Raw genomic sequence first — 20,342 nt, 5'->3', positions numbered from 1 at the left:
TTCACAAAGCTCCGGCGGTGGTGCAGTCCAGGATCTGGCCGGACAGGTGGGTGGTGAGGTTCAACACCTTTAAAACCGGGGCGCCTTCTTTACCTTCTGGGTAGTCGATCACCGTAATGGCACCGTTCCCCTGCTTGAAGATCCAAAAGGCTTGTGGGGAAAGGTCGAACAACTGACAGATGATGGCCTTGTTGATGGCGTCGTGGGCAACAACTACCGCTGTGCCTTGGGGAAATTGGGCGGCGGTGATGGCCAAAAGCTCCTGCCAGGCCGAGCGAGTCCGCGCCCACACCTGGTCAAGGTTTTCCCCGTTGGGCATTTGCACACTGGCGGGATCCCGCTGCCAGCGCTCCAGCGCGCCGGGGTATTCGGCTTCCACTTCGCTCTGCAGCTTGCCCTCCCAGTCGCCGTGGCAGATCTCCTGCAAGTCGGGCATGGGGCGCAAGATCAGGTTGCTGTGGTTGCTGCAGATGGCGTCGGCTGTGGCCCAGGGGCGCTTCAGGGGGCTGGAGAAGGCCAGTTGCAGGGGTTGAGTGGCCAAAAATTCTGCCACCTTGGCTGCCTGTTCTTCCCCGGTGGCATTGAGGGGAATGTCCCGCTGCCCCTGAAAACGGCGCTCCCGGTTCCATTGGGTTTCCCCATGCCGCACCAGCAAGATGCGGATCCCCTGCTTGCGCTTGGGCAGAGCTGGGCCGAGGTGAGCAGTGATGTTCAAAGATTCCAGTTGCGGCGGCCCCTGCAGGCCCTCAGGGAAATTGAGCACGCTGATGGCGCAGTTATCCTGCCCCAGACGGTGATAGTGGTGTGGCCCCAGGCCAATGGCGGTGCTGACCAAGGCGCGATTGATGCCGCTGTGGCCCACAACGAGGATATTGAGGGTCTGGCTTGGGGCGGACTCTGCTCGGGCAGCAGATTGCAAGTGCTCGGCCAGCATTTGCCAAAACTCCCGCGCCTGCTGCCAGAGATCCCGCACCGGAAAGCGCCCCTGCAGCTCCAGGCTGTCGGGATGGTGCCGCCACAGATGGTAGTCTTCGGGGTATTTCTCCTTCACCTCGGCAAAGGTCAGCCCTTCCCAAGCCGTCAGGTCGATCTCTCGCAGTTGCTCGGTAATCTGCAGAGGGATCCCTTCTCGCTCTTTCAGGATGATGCGAGCGGTATCGAGGGCGCGAGAAAGGGGACTGCAATAGGCGTAATCCAACGGGATCCCGGCCAGGGCTGCGGCGACGCGCTGCGCCTGCACTGCTCCGCTGGGGGCCAGACGAGAGAGATCGGAGCGGCCTTGAATGCGATTTTCCAGGTTAAAGGTGCTCTCACCATGGCGCACGATCAAGATGCGCAGGGCAGGCTGAGCCATCGCTTGCACTTTACCCACTCATGAACACCTTCTAGAGTATCGCCATTGGGCGGTGCTTGCCTTGGCCAATTACCGGTTGGGTTGCAGACTGAGGGTTGTTTCGGTTGGCTGCCGCTTATCGTGAGGGCATCTTGGCCACCTTGGAGGAGAGCTACCATGCTGCGTTCCCATTGGCAGAGGTTTTGGCTGGAATGGACATTGGCCACGTTGTTGGGGCAGGGGGCCGGCCTGGTGCTCTTTGCCTTGGTCGTGGTGATGTTGAGTCAGTTTTTCCGTCCGCCGCTGCTGCTCTTGGGCCTGGTGCTGGGTTTTTCGCGCGGGCTGGGGGTGGGGATCGGCCAGGGGCTGGCGCTGGGATCCCGGATTTTGCTCTCGACGGAGCAGGCTGTGGCCTGGGTGGGCGCAACTGCTCTGGGCTGGGCTGTGGCGACGGGCGCCGGCCTGTGGCTGACGCAACAAATGGGCAATGCTTGGCTGGGGGTGGTGGTGGCAGGAGCGATTTTGGGCTTGGCGCAATGGCTGGCCCTGCGCTCAGGTGACGGCGTGGCTGTGGATGGCCACGTGGATCACGGCCTTCGGGCTGGGCCAGTTGGCAGAGCAGGTGCTGGGGAACTGGCCAGAAAACGTTTGGGCGGCAGTGGCCTTGCTGCTGATCCGGAGCACCCTAGATGGAGCGGTGACGGGCAATAACTTGGCCTGGATGTTGCAGAATCGGCCAGAAGCATCTTCGTCAGATCCCGGCTGAGGCCAGGAGAGACAAGCAACTCTCCCCTCACAGGTAAGATGGTTAGGCGGTGCTGGAATGCTGCCGTCAGGCTGGAGAGGGGATATGGGACAACGGCAACTCCTGCGGGGGATCTTGATCGGGTTGGGCCTTCTGGCCGCCATGCTGGTGTGGGTTGTCGTGTGGCTGCTCACCCGCAGCCCGGTGGCTTTGTTGCTGGCCCACCCGGAACTGCCGCCGATTGTGGGTTTGGCCCCCCGTTCTACCGAGGCTTTGCTGCTGTTGGCCGTTCCCCTCGACGAGGTGCAAGCGTTTTGGCAAGCTGCAACCCCTGCCCCCCAACGACGCGCCGCCCGTCAGCAATGGCAAAAGTTTTTCTCCGCCGAAGGCCCGGGTTGGCTGGGATCTGTACTGGCCGGGGCAGCTCTGGATTTTGAGCGGGAGGTGCGGCCCTGGCTGGGAAAAAGCACGCTCTTGGCCAGCTTGCCGGAGGGGGGGACTTTGGTGGCCCTGGAGACGCGGGATCGGGCAGTCTCTCAATTTGAGCTGAACCTGTTGTGGGAACGGCAGAGTTTGGCGGGGATACCGGTGCAGGTGGACACTTACAAGGGCATTCAGGTGGTGTCCAGCCCGATTCCGGGCCTGGAGGGGTTCTCGGCGGCTGTTTTTGGCGAGCAGTACGTGTTGTTGGCGGAGCAGCCGGCGGCCATTCGCGCTGCCATCGATGCTTGGCAATTGCCGCAGTTGTCTCTGGTGGCTCAGCCCCTGTTTCAGCAGGTGATCGAGCCGCTGCAGGAGGCGCATGTGGGTTGGGCCTTCTGGCAAAACCCGGAAGCGGTTGCTCCGGACGGGCTGACGTTGCAGGCAGTGGGGCTGGGACTGGGGGTGAACTTCCGGGGCTTGGTGGCCGAAAGTGCTGCCCTCTGGCGTGCGCCTGCTGAGTTCTCCTTGCCGGCGGCAGAAGCTTTTCGTCCGGAGATCATTCAGCATCTGCCTGACGAGACCTTGGCGCTGGTTTCTGGAGCTCACCTGGCCTCGGTTTGGCAGAGCTTGGGGCAGATCCGGCCTCTGAGCCCCCTGGGGTGGCGGGTGGATCCCGGCCAATGGCTGCAGCGCTTACAATCTCAGGTGAAGCTGGACTGGCAACGTCTGTTGCCGGAACGGGGGGAGTTTGCCTTTGCCCTTTTGCCCGGCGACCGGGATCCGGCCTGGCTGTGGGTGGGTAAGATGCCGGACGAGCCGGGTTCCGACCTGGATGAGCGGGCGCGCGCCCAAGGCTGGCAGGTGGTTTCTCTCCCGATGCAGCGCGGCACCGCCACCGCTTGGGCTCAACCCAAGCCTTTGCAGCCCAGCCGCTCCGCCTCTGGAGCGGAGATCCCTGGCGGTGGGCCGCCGGAGGTCAGCGGGGAAGAAGGAGCCCTGTCTCTCCCCCAAACGCCGCCAGGGATCCCGTTGCTGGCGCAGGTGTATCACGCCGACCACAAAGGCTATTCCTACCTGGCCTCTTCCTTGGCGGCTTTGGAGGCGGCCCTCGCGGATCCCCCCTTGGCTGCCGACCGCGCCTGGCGCAAGGTGGTGGCTCCTCTGCCCCACCGCAATCTGGGCTATGGATATGGATCGCTGGGGTTGCTGCTGGAAAGCACGCTACTTAAGGGATCCCGCTGGTCGTCCACGCGCTTTGCCTTTGCCACCACAGCCCTGACGGTTTCTGAGGCTCCCTACCCGGAGCGGGGCCGCCAGATCACCCAAATGGGCAAGCTGGTTTGGCAGTGGTATTGAGGGTCAGACTATCCAGGGATCCCGGCAGTTGGCGGGGATGTACTTGCCCAGATAGACCTGGTTGCCGGCTTCGTTCCACTCGACAAAGTCGAAGATTTGGGTGAGCAGAAACATTCCCCGGCCCGATTCTTCGGTTTCCAAGATGCCGCGCTGGCAGCGGCTGAGCTTGCATTGGGGACGAAAGCCAGGTCCTTGATCCCGCACCAGCCATTGGTAAAACGGCTCTGAGCTGGCGTACTCGATGATCACTTTCTTGTTGGGATCGAGGCCATTACCGTGGCGGACGGCATTGATGATCGCTTCCTGTAAGCCCAGGCGCACCTCTGCCCGCCAAGGGGGAGGAACTTTTGAGATCAACAGATCGAGAACCGGTTGGGTGTAAAGGGTGGAGGGAAAGCTGATAACGCTCCAGGAGCAATGGGCGGGTTTGAGGGAAAGGGCAATCACGGAGGCAGTCTTCCCGGGGCACAGCGCTCTTCACCCATTCTAGCAATCCCATCGGTGTCAACCCCAGCAGAGGGGTGACCAGATCTCGGCAAGGGATCTTTTGCCGTACCATCTTGAGTAACGAGTCTCTTCGCGGTTACGCCCAATCGGCTATGGCAATCAAAGTTGGGGACAAGGTTAAAGTTCGCTGTGTCCGGGATCGCGGGCAAGAAAATGTCAGCGCTCTGGTGGGCAAAGAGGCTGTGGTGCTGGCCCGGCGGGTGGTCGATGGCAGCGGTGTCGGCTACGTTTTGGAGTTTCCTGATCGCTCTCGACACTGGTTTTTTGAGAGCGAGCTGGAAGCGCTCTAGGCCCCTGTCTGTGTTGCTGTTGTCTGGACGGTTGGTTGGTGGCTCCTCCTCCCCATTTGAATCGCCGTTTGCTGGCCCGCCAGATGGCCGCCCAGGTGGATGGCCTGACGGTGGAGCTGGCTGCTGCTGCTCTGGAGGCTATGCTGGATAGCATCAGTCAATGCCTGGCCCAGGGCGGTTCGGTGCGGCTGTCTCGCTTCGGCACGTTCTCGCTGCGCCATCGTCCTGCCCGGCAAACCTACCACCCGCGCACCAAGGCTCCCATTTACATCCCGGCTGCCAATGTGCCCCATTTTGTTCCCAGCCCTGAGCTGGGACGGGCGCCTAAGTCTGAGTCTGCGGGATCCGTCTAGGGTAGCTGCAGAATGACCGTCCTGCTCTGGTTTCGCACCGACTTGCGCCTGCTGGATCACCAGCCGCTGACGCGGGCTTGCCAACAGGGATCTCCCCTGATTCCCTTGTATTGTTTGGATCCCCGCCAGTTCGGTCAGGCTTCCTTGGTACTCCGCCCCAGAACCGGCCCTTTCCGCGCTCAGTTTTTGCTGGAGAGTTTGGCGGATCTGCGGCAGCAGTTGCGGGCGCGCGGCTCGGATTTGGTGATCCGCCGGGGCCAGCCGGAGCAGGTGATCCCCAGCTTGGCACGGGAGTGGGGGGTGAAGGCGGTCTATGCCCATGAGGAGGTGGGCACCGAGGAGACAGAGGTGACGGCTGCTGTTGAGAAGGCTTTGCTGGGGATCCGGTTGCACCTGGAGTGGGGCCACACCCTCTATCACCCTGAGGATCTCCCCTTTGGTCTTTCCCAACTGCCGGAGCTGTTCACCCGTTTTCGCAAGCAAGTCGAGGGGAGCACCCCCATCCGGGATCCCCTGCCCATTCCTTCTCTTCCCCCCCTGCCGTCGGGGTTGGATCCCGGCCCGTTGCCTACTCTGGCCGAGCTAGGGCTGAGTTTGCCCCCGCCGGATCGCCGCGCCCGCTTCACCTACACCGGTGGGAGCACCGCTGCCCAGGCCCGCCTGCAAACCTACTTTTGGGATCTGGATCGGCTGCGCATCTACAAGGAAACCCGCAACGGCATGTTGGATCCCAACGACAGCTCGCGGCTGTCTGCTTGGTTGGCCTTGGGCTGTATCTCGCCTCGCACCGTCTATGCCGAAGTCAAGCGTTATGAACAGGAGCGGGTGCGCAATGAGTCCACCGACTGGCTGGTCTTCGAGCTGCTGTGGCGAGATTATTTTCGGTTTGTCTTGGCCAAGCACGGCGCTAAACTGTTCCGTCCTTCTGGGATCCAGGGGATCCCCATCCCTTGGCAGCAGGATTGGCCCCGCTTTCAGGCGTGGTGCCGGGGCGAGACGGGCTACCCCTTGGTGGATGCCAACATGCGGGAGCTGGCGGCTACCGGCTTTATGTCCAACCGGGGACGGCAGAATGTGGCCAGCTTTCTGACCAAGAATCTGGGCATCGACTGGCGCATGGGCGCTGAGTGGTTTGAGTCGCTGTTGATCGACTACGACGTGGCCAGCAACTACGGCAACTGGAACTACGCTGCCGGTGTAGGGAATGATGCCCGCGGCTTCCGCTACTTCCACATCCCCAAGCAATCTCGCGAGTACGACCCCAAGGGAGACTATCTGCGCCACTGGTTGCCGGAATTGGCCGGGATCCCAGGGGACAAAATCCACGAGCCCTATCGCCTCACCGCTGCCGAGCAAAAGCAATTTGGGGTTCGCTTGGGAGTGGACTACCCTCGTCCTGTGGTGGATCTGGAGAAATCCCTCGCGGCCAATCGACGGGTTTACGAAGCTGCCCTGGCCTCGCGGTGAGCGTTGGCTTCCCAATTTCTCCCAAGAGGGCAAAGGGGGCTGAGGTGATTTTTCAAGAAGCAGTTCCAGCCCAACGGTGCTATTCTAGTTAAGCGCCGTCTCGGCTCAGTAGCTCAGCGGTAGAGCAGGGGACTCATAAGCCCTTGGTCGCGTGTTCAAATCACGCCTGAGCCATCCACGCTCAACCTTTGTCCAAGGCTTCCCAGCCTGCCAGACACCATAGCTGGGTTGCGGTAGGGGCTTGGTTAGTATATTGGGATCCCTGCCTTGAGAATCGGTTCTGCAGATGGCCGTTCCGGATTACCAGAGCTTGCTGTTGCCGCTGCTCCAGTTTGCAGCACGCGAAGGAACTGAAATCTCAACCAGTGAGGCCGTTGAAGCTCTGGCAAAAGAACTGGGCCTCACAGAGGAGGATCTCAGGGAGATGCTGCCGAGCGGTGTACAGCCAACTTTTATAAACCGCGTCGGCTGGGCCTCAACCTATCTGAAAAAGGCAGGGCTGCTTGAAGCAACGCGCAGAGGATTCTACCAAATCACCGACCGCGGCAGAGATCTTCTTAAAAAGCAGCCCAAGACCATCAACGTAAAGTTGCTCAGGCAATATCCTGAGTTCCTAGAATTTGAGAGGCTCAAGGGCACAAGAAGCGCTGACAAGGCAACCGAACGAAAAGAGTCGTTAGAGATTTCACCAGAAACACCATTAGAGCAACTAGAAAATGCGTATAAAAATCTCCGCGATAAACTGGCTGATGAACTGCTTGCCAGGCTCAAGAAAGCATCTCCTGCCTTCTTCGAAAAGGTCGTTGTGGAACTGCTGGTTAAAATGGGCTACGGAGGTTCACGGGTAGATGCGGGAAAAGCAATCGGCAGGAGCGGTGACGGCGGAATTGATGGGATCATAAAAGAGGATAAACTCGGTCTTGATGTTGTGTATATTCAGGCAAAGCGCTGGGATAGCAATCCGGTAGGTCGTCCTGATGTCATGCAGTTTGTAGGAGCCTTACAGGCTCAAAGAGCAAACAAGGGTATTTTTATGACTACCTCCAGATTTACCGATGATGCTCGCAGTTACGTTTCTCAAATCGGCAGCAAGATTGTTTTGATTGACGGCGAACAACTGACAAATTTAATGATTGAGCACGATGTTGGCGTATCTACGGTTTCGTTGTATCCGGTCAAGAAGGTCGATAGTGATTATTTTGAAGAGAGCATCTGATAACTGCATCAACTCTGTCTTAACGTTAAGATCAACACAACCTAGCCCGAGGAGGCGAAAAGCGCTGTGACTCAGGTCAAGACCAAGGGAACCGATGAGATGGCTTTGCAGCTCATTGTGGGTTTGGGCAATCCCGGCCCACAATATGCCGATACCCGCCACAATTGCGGCTTTATGGTGCTGGATCGGCTGGCGCAGCGCTGGGGGATCCCGTTGGTTTTGGAAAAGCGGTTCCAAGGCAGCTACGGAGAAGGTTTTGTTCTGGGGGGCAAGCGGCGCCTGCTCAAGCCGGAGACCTACATGAACCGTTCCGGCCAAGCGGTGCGGGCAGTGCTGGACTGGTACAAACTGGATCCCGCCGCGGTGTTGGTGGTGTACGACGATATGGACTTGCCCCTGGGTCGCCTGCGACTGCGGGGATCCGGCTCTGCCGGCGGACACAACGGCATGAAGTCCATCATTCAGCACGTGGGGAGCGAGGCGTTGCCGCGGCTACGCTTGGGGGTGGGCAAACCCAAGGGCAGCGAAGATGTGATTGGCCATGTGTTGGGTGGATTTGCCCCTGCAGAACAAGAGGTGCTGGAGCAGGTGTTGGATACGGCGGTAGAGGCGGTGGAGTGCTGTTTGCAAGAGGGGCTGATGACGGCCATGAACCGGTTTAATCCCCTAGATCTGTCTGGGCCAACGTCCGAGCGAGATGGACAAAATCCTCCCCTGGGCCCAAGCAGGACTTTCCGTGAGGAGCGGGCGACCTCAAAGTGCGAAGGTTAAAAAGTGGCTCCCCTCGATTGCCGGTTTTGAGGGAGTGTGGTCTTGTCTGGCAAGAGAGCGGGCAATTCTGTCGGGAAAGCGATACTCCAGATAAGTGTTAATTATCTGGAGTATCTACAGATGGAACCGGGCCTAGTTCCAGGCTGCTCCGCTCGACAGAGATGGGCCTGAGCAGAACAAAGTGCCGATGTAAGCGTTGCAAGCGGATCCCGATGAGGGTTAGCCTTTGTAACAGTCTTCTGGCCAAGCGATGCTGCTCGTGCCAGCCCAAGACGAAAACAAGACCCAAAGCAGTCCACCTGAGGTTGAGATCTTGCTGTTGAATTGCCCGGATCCCATGTTGCTTGCCGTCGAAGCTGCTGCTCCCGTGGACGCCAATCTTGCCCCTCTGATCCTGGTAGCGGTGCTGATGTCTCTGGTGGTCATCTACCTGGCCAGCCGCGTTGCCGGAGAAATTGCCGTTCGCCTGAGTTTTCCCCCCGTGCTGGGAGAGTTGCTGGGGGGCGTCATGGTGGGAGCCTCTGCCCTGGGGTTGCTCGTCTTCCCAGAGGGGCCAGTTTCCGGCCAAGAGCTGCATACCTTGGCTCAATCCTCAGCCCTGATGCAATTTTTGCAAACCACTGCCGGCCTCGACGAGGGATCCCTGGTGCCGGTGTTCTCCGCCCAAAGCCAGATCATCGACACCCTCTCGGAAATCGGGGTGGTGATCCTCTTGTTTGAAATTGGCCTCGAATCGGATCTGGCCGAGCTGTTGCGAGTCGGCCCCCAGGCCGCAGCCGTAGCCGTCATCGGTGTTGCTGTGCCCTTCCTGGCGGGAACACTGGGCTTGCTCTACCTGTTTCATGTGCCCACCATCCCCGCGGTATTTGCCGGGGCCGCCCTCACAGCAACCAGCATTGGTATTACCGCCCGCGTCTTGGCCGAGCTGCAAAAACTCACCTCCCCCGAAGGGCAGGTGATCATCGGCGCTGCCGTCCTGGACGACGTGTTGGGCATCATCATCTTGGCCGTGGTGGCGGGCTTGGCCAAAACCGGGGAGGTTGACCTAGCCGATATCGGCCTCATCATCGTCAGCGCCATCGTCTTTCTGGTCGGCTCCATTGTTTTGGGGCGCCTCCTCAGCCCCTACTTTGTAGCCCTCCTTAACAACCTAAGAACCCGCGGCAACCCGCTTTTGCCCGCCCTTGTGCTGGCTTTTCTGTTGGCCTACGTGGGCCAGGTGATCCACCTGGAGGCCATCTTGGGCGCTTTTGCCGCCGGCCTCATTCTGGCCGAAACCGAGAAACGGCAAGAGCTGGAAGAGCAGATCAAACCCGTCTCTGACCTGCTGGTGCCCATCTTCTTCGTCTGCGTCGGGGCCCGAACCAAACTCGGCGTGCTCAACCCCACCCTCCCCGCCAACCGCGAGGGTCTGATCATTGCCGTCTTCTTGATTGGCGTTGCGATTGTGGGCAAGCTGGCCGCCGGCCTGGGGGCGTTCGGCAAGCCGGGCATCAACCGCTATGCCATTGGCGTGGGCATGATCCCGCGCGGCGAGGTGGGCCTGGTGTTTGCCGGCGTGGGATCCACCAGCGGCGTTCTCTCCGATGCCCTGGACGTCAGCATCATCGTCATGGTGATCGCCACCACCTTTATCGCCCCCCTCTGGCTGCGGGGAGTCTTGCCCGGGGCAGCAGACTCTCCTCCTTCCCTTCTGGATCTGCAGGCAGAAGCATCAGAGCAAGACCGCGTCGAAACCCCATCAGCGCGCTCAGACTCAGAGCAGGTGGGCATTCCTGAGGGTTAAATCACCTCGGCTTTCTCCCCAAACGCCCCCAGAGCGTCTGGAACAGCAGCCGCAACGGGTTGCGACGGCGGGAGCCCACGTGTTCAACCTTCTCCGTCCTCTCCTCTTGGGGCAAAATCACCTGCAGCGAGGGCGGCTCAAACCGCTGCATCGTTGTGGAGCGCCGATCCACCACCTCCGTCTTCACGCTGCGAAAGCTCACCGACTGGAGATATCGCTGAAAATCTTCGTCCGACAACCGGCGAATGCAATACTGCATCCGCACCTGATCCCCCAACTGGATCTGATCCCCGTCCTTGAGATCCCAGCTCAAACATTGCTGCCCGTTTACCGAGATGCCATTGGTGCTGCGCTTGCCTTCGATATTGCCGTCCAACAGCCGGTAGGTGTACTGGCCGTCTTTTTGGGGTAGCCGCAGCAGCAGCGCATGTTGCCGAGAAACAGCCGCCGAATGGATGACAATGGCGTTGCCGGGATCCCTGCCGATGGAGTAAGTGGCCGCGCTGAGGGCCACCGCCCGCCGTCCCTGCTCATCATCGATGACCAGCACGTGCCAAACCTGGGATGGGAAAGACTTTGCGTCGGTAGACATTGTCTGGGGTCTGCTTTGCCAGAGAAAGGCTCGGCAAGAGAGGGCCTTTCCCCCATAATGATAGGGTAGGGTTTCCCCACCGGTAAGGATTGTTAACAGCAACCATGACTGCAACTCCATCTCTTCTCCAAGACCTGCCCCCCATCTACCCCGGCGTTGCCGTGCGGGTCATCAATCCCAACGACACCTACTACCTCTTTGAAGGACAAGTGCAGCGGGTTACCGACGACCACGCCGCCGTTCTCTTTGAAGGCGGCAACTGGGATAAATTGGTCACCTTCCGCCTCACAGAACTGGAAGTGATCGACAAATCCCGCCCCTAGCTCTGTTCTTTTTCCGATCCCCCCAGAACCCACCCATGCGCAGCCATTGGCAGGAACCTTTCCTCTGGATCCACGCCGCCGGGATCCTTGCCTTCCCCCTGTGGGTGGGGCTGACCTTGATCGGGCTGGCCACGGGGGATCCCCTCCTCCCGGTGGGGGTGGAGCAAGCTTGGGTAGCTGTGGTGGGCATTGCGCCGGTCTTTGCCATGCAGTGGCGCAAACCGTTCGACATCTTCAGCCTGTTGGTGGCCTCTGTTCCCCCAGAGGAACTCACCCCCGACCAACGCCGCATCTTGGCTGCCTTCCTCAGCCCCGAACACAAGATCTTGACGCTGTTGGCGGCAATCCTGATGCTGGAAATCGGTGAGCGCCTTTACGACTTTGCCCCCCTCTTTGCCCCCCTCACCCCTGGCAACGGCACCCGCTTAGCCGGCCTGGCCGTAGCCGCCTTTGGATTTTGGGGGGCCAACCTGTTCTTGCAGATCCCCCTTGCCGCCATACGGGTGCTCCTCCTCAGCGAGCCGGAGCTGGCCCAACTGGATCCCATCCCTGCTGAGGAGATCGAGAGCCGCTTCTCCGTCGTCGGCGATCGCCACATCCCGCTGCTGCAACGGCTGCTGCGCCACCTCTCTGAAGGCGACTTGAAAAAACCAGGAGACAAGGTTAAAGGCAGTCAAGGCAATGAAGTGGCAGGAGACCCACGACCCGAATCCCAGAAACGGGATCCCTCCGCAGAAGTTGCCCTGCCGGCCCCTGAAACTCCCCTCGATCCCACCTAAGGGTTGTGGCTCGATGTTAGATTGGAGTCAATCCAGACAACACACTGTGAAACCGAACCATCGGCATTCCCCTGATCTTCGAGGCTACCGCACCGGCAATGGCGAGCAACTTTTCCTTCCGCTTCAAACAGTTCACCCAACGCCTCAGAGAAACCACCCAACTTCCCCAGTTTTTCACCGAGCAAGCCACCAGCGAAACCCAAAACCTCGCGCGGGAGTTGGCTTTGGTTGGGGAATACGCCACCCAGCTCAGCCAGGTGGTGATGGAGGTGGACTTCCTCAACCAGCTCTACACCCGTCTTTTGCATGAGCGGGAAGTTTTGCAGCAGGAAAAAGACAACCTGGAAGCACGGGTCTTTGAGTTGCAGCAGGAGCGCAACGAGACAGAGCCGCAAGTGATGTACTTGCGAGAGCAGCTGAGCCAAGCCAGCTTTCAACTGGAACAAACCCAAAACCGCGAGCGCAGCCTCAGCGAGCGGGAACGGCAACTGTCGGAGATCGTGGCCCAACTGGAGCGCCGGCGGGCTGTGCTCAACCAGGCCATCGAAAACCTCACCAACCAAGAGGCCGACTACACCGTTCGTACCAAAGAGCTGGAGGCGGTTGTCCACGAAAACGAAAAGAAAGCCAAGCAGTATCTAGAAGCCGCCAACCACTATCGCGCCTACCTAGAAGAGCTCAATGCTCAGGTGCAAGAAACGCAAGCCAAGCTGAGAAACCTCGGTGTCGAACCCAAGCCTGCCGACCTGCCGCGGCTTGAGGATATGGAAAAGCCGACTCCCATCCCCACACCGCCGCCCTCTACTCCCATCGTCTACCCACCACCCCAACAGTCTCCTCTCCCCCAGTCGGGTGGCTACTGGCAGGACAGCCCCTTCGAGGACGATCCCTGGAGCTAGCCCAACAGCACCTGTAAGCCAGCTCTGCGGCAAAGCTCAGTGCCCTCTGCCCTGACCCGCCTTGGGGAGAGCTGAGGGGAGCGCTTACCCTGGAAGAAATCCATTGAAAGGGATCCACAAAAAGATCCTCAAGATTCCTGCAGAGATCCCGACCCCTGACGTTCAATCCATGCGTTTCTTGTCCAGCCAAGCCTATGGAACCGACCATGCCGGATTTACAAGCCCTCAGCCAATGGGATCGGCAGTTCTGCCGCTTTGCCGAGCAGCAACAGCTCCTCAAGCCCAAACAACTGGCCTTGGCCCTGAAGATCCAGCGGCAGCAGCACGGCCCCCTGGCTTTGATCCTCTGGCAGTTGGGGTTCGTGGGCCTGCAACACTTGGCCCAGTTCTGGGAGAGAGTATCTAGCGGCGCCGAGCTGCTCCGAGATGAGGCCCTCGGCTGAGAAAAGGGGCAAGAGCCCCAAGGTTCTGCGCTATCCCTCTGTGTCCCTGGAAGAAGCTGGAATCCACAAGCATAGGTCTTGCCCTGCAGTCAAGTCGATTCTTCCGGCAGCAGACCTTTGGGATCCTCTGGCGGCGGCAGATGCGCCAGATCCACAGTCGCTCCCCCCAACAGCCGGGCTTGGATCCCTTTGAGGACGACATACAGCACCGGCACCACCAGCAGGCTGAGTAGGGTTGAGACGAACATACCGCCGATAACAGCCGTGCCCAGAGATTGGCGGCTGGCAGCCCCGGCGCCACTGGCCACCGCCAGCGGGAAAATGCCCAGGATCGTGCTCAAAGCCGTCATGAGGATGGCGCGGAAACGCGTCTCCGCCGCCTGGATCGCGGCCTTGGCCAGTGGGATCCCTTGGGCAACCAGTTGGTTGGCAAACTCCACGATCAAGATCGAGTTCTTGCTGGCCAGACCGATCAACATCACCAGCCCCACTTGGCAAAAGATGTCGTTGGCCAGGCCCCGCAGCAGTTGGGCCGAGAGCGCCCCCAAAACCGCCAGCGGCACCGCCAGCAGAATGATCAAGGGATCCACATAGCTCTCAAATTGGGCCGCCAGCACCAGGAAGACGAACACCGACCCCAAAGCAAAGATCAGCGGCGCCTGCCCCCCCGACTCGATCTCTTCTAAGGACAGGCCCGACCACTCGAAGCCAAACCCCTGGGGCAGCAAGCGGACAGCCAGACTTTCCATAGCCCGAATGGCCTGGCCCGAGCTGAAGCCCGGCAGCGGGCTGCCCTGGATCTCCGCCGAGCGGAAGAGGTTGAAATGATTGATGAGCGCCGGGCCGGTGGTCTCCTCCACCTGAACCAACGTGCTCAAGGGCAAGAGCTGCCCCTGCCCACCGCGCACGTAGAACTGGCCAATACGTTCGGGGCTGCTCCGGAAAGCCTGGTCCGCCTGGACGTAGACCCGGTAATTGCGGTTGAACAGGTCAAAGTCGTTGACATAGGTGCCTCCCAGCAGCGTCTGTAGCGTGCCGAAGACCTCGGCCAGCGGGATCCCCAGCACCTGCGCTATGTCCCGATCCACCTTGACCTGCAACCGGGGGGAGTTGGCGTTGAAGGTGGGCGGATTAATCCGCACGCCCAGGGGGGGCTGGCCCGGCGGGGGCGGCGAGTTGCCCACAAAGAAAAAGGCGTTGGCCGTCTGCTGCAGCAGGTTGAAATCGTTCACCCCCCGATCCTGGAGTTGGAAGGTAAACCCGCCCGTGTTTCCCAGATCGGGAATGGCTGGCGGCAAAATCGGGATCACCAATGAGCGGCTGATCCCGCCCAAAAAGGGCCCGAACAGCCGGTTGACAATCGCCTGCGCCGATTGTTCCGGTCGCCGCCGCTTGTCCCAGGGCTTGAGGGTGGCGAAGATCAACCCGTTCCCCGGCGAGGGCCCAGTAAAGCTGAACCCCCCCACGATCACCTGGTTTTCGATTTCCGGGATCCCGTCCAAAATGGCGCTGGCCTGCCGGATGACCCGGTCGGTGTAGTTGAGCGAAACCCCCGGCGGCCCCTGCACAATGGTGATGAAAAAGCCCTGATCCTCATCCGGCACAAACCCCGTTGGCACGATCTGGAACAGCCAATAGGTGAGGCCCAGACAGGCGACAAACCCCGCCACCACCACCAGCCGCAGCTTCACCACCAGCTCCAGCAGCCGGCGATAGGCGGCGCGGATCCCTTCCACCGCCCGGTCAAACCAGCGCAACAGCCAAAACATCTGCTCAGAACGTGGGCGGATCAGCAGCGCCGACAACGCCGGGGCCAGGGTAATGGCATTAAACGTAGACAGGGAAACCGATACGGCAATGGTGACGGCAAACTGCTGGTAGATGCGGCCACTGGTGCCGGGAAAGAACGCGATCGGCACAAACAAGCCCAGCAGCACCAGCGTCGTGGCAATCACCGCCCCCAGCACCTCGTTCATCCCCGCCGAGGCCCCCTGCAGAGGCCGCATGCCGCGGTCGCGGATGTAGCGGGAGATGTTCTCCACCACCACGATGGTGTCGTCCACCACCAAACCGGTGGCCAAAGTGAGGCCAAACATGGTCAGGGTGTTGATGGAAAAGCCGAATAGGCGCACAAAGGCGAACGTCCCCAGCAGCGCCACCGGGATCGTGACGGTAGGGATAAGGGTGATGCGCCAATCTTGCAAAAAGATAAACAGCACCAGCACCACCAGGACGATAGCCTGGAGCAGGGTGAAGATCACCTCTTGTACCGACTCGGTGATGAACAGCGTGGCGTCGAAGGCGATCTCGTAGATCAAGCCGGGCGGGAAATTTTTCGCCAGCTCGGCCAACGTCTGCCGCACCTGCCGCGACACCTCGAGGGCGTTGGCATCCGGCTGCTTGGTGATGGCGATCCCCACCGCCTCCTGGCCGCCGATGCGGAAGAACGTATCGTAACTTCGGGCTCCCAGCTCCACCCGGCCCACGTCGGCAATGCGCACCAAGCCGCCATTTGGGCTGGCTTTGAGGACAATTTGGGCAAACTCCTCCGGCTGGGAAAGCCGACCCGTGGCCTGGACGCTGATCTGAAACTCCTGATCCGGCAGGCTGGGCTGGCTGCCGATTTGGCCGGCAGGCACCTGGATATTCTGCTGGCGCACCGCGTTCACCACATCCAGCGCCGTCAGCCCGTAGCCGGCCAGCCGCGTCGGATCCAACCAGATGCGCATGGCATAGGTGCGCTCCCCAAAGACGATGACATCGCTAACGCCACGGATGCGCCGCAGGGCATCCCGCACGAACAGCTCGGCGTAGTTGCTCACAAACAGCTCGTCGTATTCCCCCGCCTCTGAGCGCAGCGCCACCACCTGCACAAAAGCGCTATCGCCCGCCTTTTCCACGCTGAGGCCGTTTTGAATCACTTCTGCCGGCAGCCGCGCCTGCACGCGTGCCACCCGGTTCTGCACATCCACAGCTGCTGTGTCCAGATCCCGATCCGGGCTGAAGGTGACGGTGATCTGGCTGGTGCCGTTGCTGCTGCTGACCGAGGAGATGTACCGGATGCCCTCGACGCCGTTGATCTCCTGCTCCAGCACATTCGTCACCGCCGTCTCCACCGTCTCGGCATCGGCCCCGGGGTAAACAGCGGTCACCGTCACTGCCGGCGGCGCCACCTGCGGGTAGTAGTCCACCGGCAACAGGGGGATGCTCACCGCTCCCACCAGCACGATTAGGATGGAGCAGACGCTGGCAAAGACAGGGCGGCGAATGAAAAAGTCAACAAACATAGACAGGGATCCGCATGAGGAGTAGAAGGGAGTGGCCGAGCTCAAGAGGGGAGATCTAGGGCGGGGATCCAGGTGGTCTCCCTCCTCCTTGCCTCCTCTGCTGCAAAAGCACCTCATCGACGATGGGGGCGCCATCGCGGATTTTTTGCAGGCCGCTCAGCACAATCGGCTCATTGGCCTGCAGCCCCTCCAGCACCTCGTAGCTGTTGCCGTGGATGGATCCCAGCCGCACCGGCTTTTGCACCGCCACCGCTCCAGGGGGCTGGCCCTCTTCTGCAGGATCTGCAGTCTGCACCGTGTAGACAAAGGTTTGGGCGCCCAGACGGGCTACCGCCGTCACCGGCACCAACAAAGCTGGCCGCTCCTCCCAGACGATGCGGGTTCGCACAAACTGGGCGTTACGCAACTGGCCGGCGGGGTTCTCCAGCAAGGCCTTGGCCAGGACCGACTGCGTGCCGGGATCCGCTTCAGGCGCAATGAAAGAGACTTGGCTGGTGCCGATGACCTCGCCGCCGCTATCTAGGATCTGCACCGGCGTGCCGATGCGCAGGCGGGGGGCCTGCTGCAGCGGGATGTTCAGGTTCAGCTCCAGCGCCTGGGTTTGGGTCAGGGTGGTCAAAACCGTCTGGGGTGTCACATAATCCCCCTGCCGCACCAACACCTCGCCGACAATGCCGGCAAAGGGAGCCGTGACCTGGAAAAACTGCAGTTGCACCTGCTGCCGCTCCGCCTCGGCCCGGGCCCGCTCCACCTCTCGCTCTGCCCGCAAGATGGCCGCCTCTTGGGCCCGGATCTGCTCCTGCTGGGCCGCCAAGGCTGCCTCCGCCTGGCGCAGATCGCGGCTGGACTGATCCGCTTGCGCCTGGCTAATAGCCCCCTCGGCCAAGAGGCGCAGGTTGCGCTCGTGCTGCTCCTGGGCGAACTCTGCCGCCGCCTCCAGCCGCAGCCGCTCCGCCCGCAACTGGCTGAGCACGGCTCGGCTGCTCTCCAGGTTGGCCTGGGCCGCCGCGATCCCCGCCGTTTGGCCGGCCACCGCCGCCTGTTGCTGCCGGCTGTCGATCGCAAACAGGGGCGCCCCGGCAGAGACCTGGGATCCCAGCCGCACGAACACCTGGGTTACCTGGCCGCTCACCTGGGGCCGGATGCTTGCCACCTGCTGGGATCCGAGGCTGGCGATGAACTCCGCAGTCTCCTGAATGGGCCGTTCTTCCACGGCGCCGATGGCCACCGGGGTGGGCTGGCTTTGTCCACTTCCTCGGCCTTCCATGCCGCGAGGGGGCCCCCCCGCTCGACAGGCAGCCAGCAGCAAAGAAAAACACAACAGCGGCAGAGCTGTTCGCAATCGCCTCATGATTACAACTGCTCCCACAACAGAGGCATCCCCTCTCTGCATTGGCTCAACTAACCAAGGTAATGAGCCTGTGCCTTCCTGCACCTGTGCAAAAGCGCTTGCCATCCTTCCCAATCCAGAACTAAGGTGTATGCTTAGCCAAAAGCCCAGCTTAGCGTCCAGAGCCCCAGCTCGCCGGACAACGGCCATCTTTGGCCAGACGGTTCTAAACTTGTTGCGCAAGCATCGGATCTTTTGTTACCTGACGCGAAGGCAAGTCGCTGCAGTTGAGGAAGTTGATATGAGGACTGTAGCCGTAACCTGGTTTCGCCCGCTGCAGCTCGACTGTCGTCCTCAGCACTGGCTGTGGAGCTGCCTCGGAGCAGCAGCCATCACAGCCTTCACGGCGGTTGCTGCTTGGGCGCGGCCAGTATTGGAAGTGCGCATGACCATGGGCTTGCCCATCAGCCCCAACTATTGGTACCTGGTGGCCCTCAGCCGGGCCGGCAGCCCTGGCCCCACTGCCAACCTGGTGGATCCCAATGTCCGCGTCGGGCCCAATGAGTATGCCTTTGTCCAGAACTGGGACTACCTCATCCGGGTTACCCCCCTCAACGAAGAATCGGTCTTGCAGTCCACCATCCAGCGGTTTGGCGAGCCGGAGCGGGAGTTTGCCGTCGGCTTTAACCAGGTGCGGGCAGAGCGCCTCAGCCGCGACCGCGACACCCTCCGCTTCCAGATCGACATCTCCGAGCTCCAGGGCCTGGACGGGCGGGATCAGGATATCCAGGTGGCGCTGCTCACCGCCCGTGCCCCCTTCCGCGTTGCTCCTGAAGAAACCAACCTGGCCATTGACGCCACCCGTGGCGAGCTGCCCCACTACTACCGCCTCAGCCTCTCCAACCAGCGGCAGGTGGTTGTGGACGATCCCCAGCGGCAAGAGACAGTGCGCCGCAGCCGAGAATTGATCCAACAAAGTGGCTCTGGGGCTGCCCTCACCCGCGACCTCATCGAGGGGGGAGCTTTGGAGATTTTGGCCGCCAACATTCTTACCTTTGAGCTGCGCCTGGTGGACCGCTAGGGATCCTCTCCCCTGCAGGCCCAAGATTGCCGCCATTTCAAATCCCTTCTTCGGCAAGAGAAGCTGGGCTGGGATCCAACATCACAAACAGAAACGACTCCAGCCCTGCCAGGTAGGTGAGCACCTGCTCCTGGGCCGCTTCCTGGTCGATCCGATGGGCTTGGGCCGCCTGCTCGATCAGGCCGGCCACCGCCACTGGCCCCTGCAACAGGGATCCCAGCCAGGCCATCTGGGGGGCTGGTATGGTCAGGCGCCCACGGCTGGCCCCCGGCCAGTTCATGGCAAACTCCAGCTTCTTGTCGTGGGCCTGGGCAAAGTTGTGGCGAAACTCGGCGTTGTCCATCAGGATGGGGTTGAGCTGCACCCTGCCCTCCAGCCAGTCGGCGTCGCTCCAGGGCAAGACCAGGGAAGAGCCGGGGTGCTCCGCCCAAAAGTCGATTAGGCGGTGGTTGGGGTAGATTAGCTCGTAGAAGTGGTTTTGCTCGGCAGGGGAAAGCTTGTCCAGCTCCGCCTGCAGCCAAGCCGGCATGGCCCTGTCTTTGAAGAGCAGCGTCGGATCCCAGTCGGCGTAGTCCACTAGGCAAACCAAGCCCAGCTCCGCCTCTTGAAGCATGCGCAGGAGATCCGGGAGCAAAAACCCTTTGTCGCCGGGTAAGAGGTAGTTGGCGCGGATGTTGGTGTCGTCGCTGTAGATCTGGGGATCCCAGTGCAGGGCAGCGCGTAGCTCGTCAGAGGCCAGGCTGGCCATGAACTCCCGCACCCGCCGGCAGGCTTCGGGGGTGGGCAGCTCAAACAGGCCCAGCAGCCGAAACGCCTCCTGCAGGCGGAAGATCACCTGCCGCTGGTAGGCGTGGTGCAGGTTGGCCCGCAAGATCCCGTCCGGCTTGAGCACCCGCTTAAGCGCCTTCAAGCCCGCCACGGGATCCTCAAGCAGATAGAGCACGTCGTTGAGGCTGATGAAGTCAAACTGCTGCCCCAGTTGTTCAATCTCCAACAGGTTGAGGGCATGCAGCTCCACCTCCCCAAAGCCGTGGTAGCGCAGGCGCCGCTCCGTTGCCTGCACCGACGCCGGCGAGAGGTCGCAGGCCACCAGCCGCGCCCCTGGGTTGGCCTCCGCCAAGATCAAGGTCTCCCAGCCGGAGCCACAGCCGACGTTGAGGATGGCGATCCCCTCGCTGGGCAGGATGGCGCGGGTACGGGCGTATTGGGCCGTCGTCCAGCTCAGGCGGTACAGACTACCGATGGCGCTGCGGCCCGACGCCTCAATGGGTACGTTGGGATAGGGCAGTTCCTCGTAGAGTTGCCGCAAAGACTCGGTTGTGCTGCCGGCCATGGGATCCACTCCAGGAAGCTGCTCCCTA

General features: G+C 61.1%; 19 protein-coding genes and 1 tRNA gene. 14 read left to right on the top strand and 6 right to left on the bottom strand.

All coding sequences use genetic code 11. The annotated features are described in order from the left end of the window. Position 1 precedes the first annotated feature (1 nt). Complete coding sequence (locus tag NW862_RS07635; protein WP_414332493.1) at positions 2 to 1,354, bottom strand: histidine phosphatase family protein; 1,353 nt, start codon at positions 1,352 to 1,354, stop codon at positions 2 to 4. A 156-nt stretch (positions 1,355 to 1,510) separates the two neighbouring features. On the opposite strand from NW862_RS07635, the gene NW862_RS07630 reads away from it, so the two are divergent. Next, entirely contained in the window at positions 1,511 to 2,044 is a 534-nt protein-coding gene (locus tag NW862_RS07630) for a hypothetical protein (RefSeq protein ID WP_414348182.1), read from the top strand. A 139-nt stretch (positions 2,045 to 2,183) separates the two neighbouring features. After that, positions 2,184 to 3,857 (top strand): DUF3352 domain-containing protein, encoded by a 1,674-nt coding sequence (locus NW862_RS07625; protein ID WP_414348179.1) that lies wholly within the window; start codon positions 2,184 to 2,186, stop codon positions 3,855 to 3,857. Between the two features lie 3 nt (positions 3,858 to 3,860). Here the strand turns inward: NW862_RS07625 and NW862_RS07620 are convergent, their stop codons facing one another. After that, the gene (locus NW862_RS07620) at positions 3,861 to 4,304 is read right to left on the bottom strand and encodes an ATP-binding protein (protein WP_414332501.1); all 444 of its coding nucleotides are present in this window, start codon (positions 4,302 to 4,304) and stop codon (positions 3,861 to 3,863) included. 152 nt (positions 4,305 to 4,456) lie between these two features. On the opposite strand from NW862_RS07620, the gene NW862_RS07615 reads away from it, so the two are divergent. The 7 genes from NW862_RS07615 (at position 4,457) to NW862_RS07585 (ending at position 10,247) form a co-directional block, all read left to right on the top strand. Beyond that, the gene (locus NW862_RS07615; RefSeq protein ID WP_414332503.1) at positions 4,457 to 4,654 is read left to right on the top strand and encodes a cytochrome b6f subunit family protein; all 198 of its coding nucleotides are present in this window, start codon (positions 4,457 to 4,459) and stop codon (positions 4,652 to 4,654) included. Between the two features lie 38 nt (positions 4,655 to 4,692). Beyond that, positions 4,693 to 5,007 carry an HU family DNA-binding protein gene (locus NW862_RS07610; protein ID WP_414332505.1) on the top strand — a complete coding sequence of 105 codons (315 nt, stop codon included), beginning with the start codon at positions 4,693 to 4,695 and terminating at the stop codon, positions 5,005 to 5,007. 12 nt (positions 5,008 to 5,019) lie between these two features. Next, the gene (locus NW862_RS07605) at positions 5,020 to 6,474 is read left to right on the top strand and encodes a DASH family cryptochrome (RefSeq protein ID WP_414332507.1); all 1,455 of its coding nucleotides are present in this window, start codon (positions 5,020 to 5,022) and stop codon (positions 6,472 to 6,474) included. Between the two features lie 102 nt (positions 6,475 to 6,576). Continuing rightward, positions 6,577 to 6,648, top strand: a tRNA-Met gene (locus NW862_RS07600). Between the two features lie 112 nt (positions 6,649 to 6,760). Beyond that, positions 6,761 to 7,690 (top strand): restriction endonuclease, encoded by a 930-nt coding sequence (locus tag NW862_RS07595; protein WP_414348176.1) that lies wholly within the window; start codon positions 6,761 to 6,763, stop codon positions 7,688 to 7,690. 99 nt (positions 7,691 to 7,789) lie between these two features. Next, positions 7,790 to 8,461: an aminoacyl-tRNA hydrolase gene (pth, locus tag NW862_RS07590; RefSeq protein WP_414332575.1), complete on the top strand. Its 672-nt coding sequence runs from the start codon at positions 7,790 to 7,792 to the stop codon at positions 8,459 to 8,461. Between the two features lie 337 nt (positions 8,462 to 8,798). Continuing rightward, positions 8,799 to 10,247, top strand: a complete 1,449-nt coding sequence (locus NW862_RS07585) for a cation:proton antiporter (protein WP_414332577.1) — start codon at positions 8,799 to 8,801, stop codon at positions 10,245 to 10,247. Between the two features lies 1 nt (position 10,248). Here NW862_RS07585 and NW862_RS07580 read toward each other — a convergent pair whose 3' ends face one another. Then, positions 10,249 to 10,839, bottom strand: a complete 591-nt coding sequence (locus NW862_RS07580; protein ID WP_414332509.1) for an FHA domain-containing protein — start codon at positions 10,837 to 10,839, stop codon at positions 10,249 to 10,251. A 104-nt stretch (positions 10,840 to 10,943) separates the two neighbouring features. Here NW862_RS07580 and NW862_RS07575 point away from each other — a divergent pair, with 104 nt between their 5' ends. From NW862_RS07575 to NW862_RS07560, 4 genes are all read left to right on the top strand, one after another. Further along, on the top strand, positions 10,944 to 11,162 hold the full coding sequence (locus NW862_RS07575; protein ID WP_414332511.1) for an NAD(P)H dehydrogenase subunit NdhS: 219 nt from the start codon (positions 10,944 to 10,946) through the stop codon (positions 11,160 to 11,162). Positions 11,163 to 11,197: 35 nt separating this feature from the next. Continuing rightward, positions 11,198 to 11,941, top strand: coding sequence for a low-complexity tail membrane protein (locus NW862_RS07570; protein WP_414332513.1), 744 nt, complete (start codon positions 11,198 to 11,200; stop codon positions 11,939 to 11,941). 98 nt (positions 11,942 to 12,039) lie between these two features. Further along, positions 12,040 to 12,840 (top strand): hypothetical protein, encoded by an 801-nt coding sequence (locus NW862_RS07565; RefSeq protein ID WP_414348174.1) that lies wholly within the window; start codon positions 12,040 to 12,042, stop codon positions 12,838 to 12,840. A gap of 206 nt (positions 12,841 to 13,046) precedes the next feature. Next, entirely contained in the window at positions 13,047 to 13,283 is a 237-nt protein-coding gene (locus NW862_RS07560) for a DUF2949 domain-containing protein (protein WP_414332517.1), read from the top strand. A gap of 89 nt (positions 13,284 to 13,372) precedes the next feature. Here the strand turns inward: NW862_RS07560 and NW862_RS07555 are convergent, their stop codons facing one another. Both NW862_RS07555 and NW862_RS07550 read right to left on the bottom strand, forming a co-directional pair. Beyond that, positions 13,373 to 16,570 (bottom strand): efflux RND transporter permease subunit, encoded by a 3,198-nt coding sequence (locus NW862_RS07555; RefSeq protein ID WP_414427075.1) that lies wholly within the window; start codon positions 16,568 to 16,570, stop codon positions 13,373 to 13,375. A gap of 55 nt (positions 16,571 to 16,625) precedes the next feature. Next, positions 16,626 to 17,921: an efflux RND transporter periplasmic adaptor subunit gene (locus NW862_RS07550; protein WP_414368072.1), complete on the bottom strand. Its 1,296-nt coding sequence runs from the start codon at positions 17,919 to 17,921 to the stop codon at positions 16,626 to 16,628. 280 nt (positions 17,922 to 18,201) lie between these two features. Here NW862_RS07550 and NW862_RS07545 point away from each other — a divergent pair, with 280 nt between their 5' ends. After that, positions 18,202 to 18,981, top strand: coding sequence for a hypothetical protein (locus NW862_RS07545; RefSeq protein ID WP_414332523.1), 780 nt, complete (start codon positions 18,202 to 18,204; stop codon positions 18,979 to 18,981). Between the two features lie 37 nt (positions 18,982 to 19,018). Here NW862_RS07545 and NW862_RS07540 read toward each other — a convergent pair whose 3' ends face one another. After that, on the bottom strand, positions 19,019 to 20,314 hold the full coding sequence (locus NW862_RS07540; RefSeq protein WP_414427074.1) for a class I SAM-dependent methyltransferase: 1,296 nt from the start codon (positions 20,312 to 20,314) through the stop codon (positions 19,019 to 19,021). Positions 20,315 to 20,342 lie beyond the last annotated feature (28 nt).

The organism is Synechococcus sp. H55.8 (assembly GCF_047462375.1).
Classification (GTDB): domain Bacteria; phylum Cyanobacteriota; class Cyanobacteriia; order Thermostichales; family Thermostichaceae; genus Thermostichus.
Note: the sequence above shows the minus strand (reverse complement) of the source record. Positions and strands in the feature narration are given on the sequence as shown.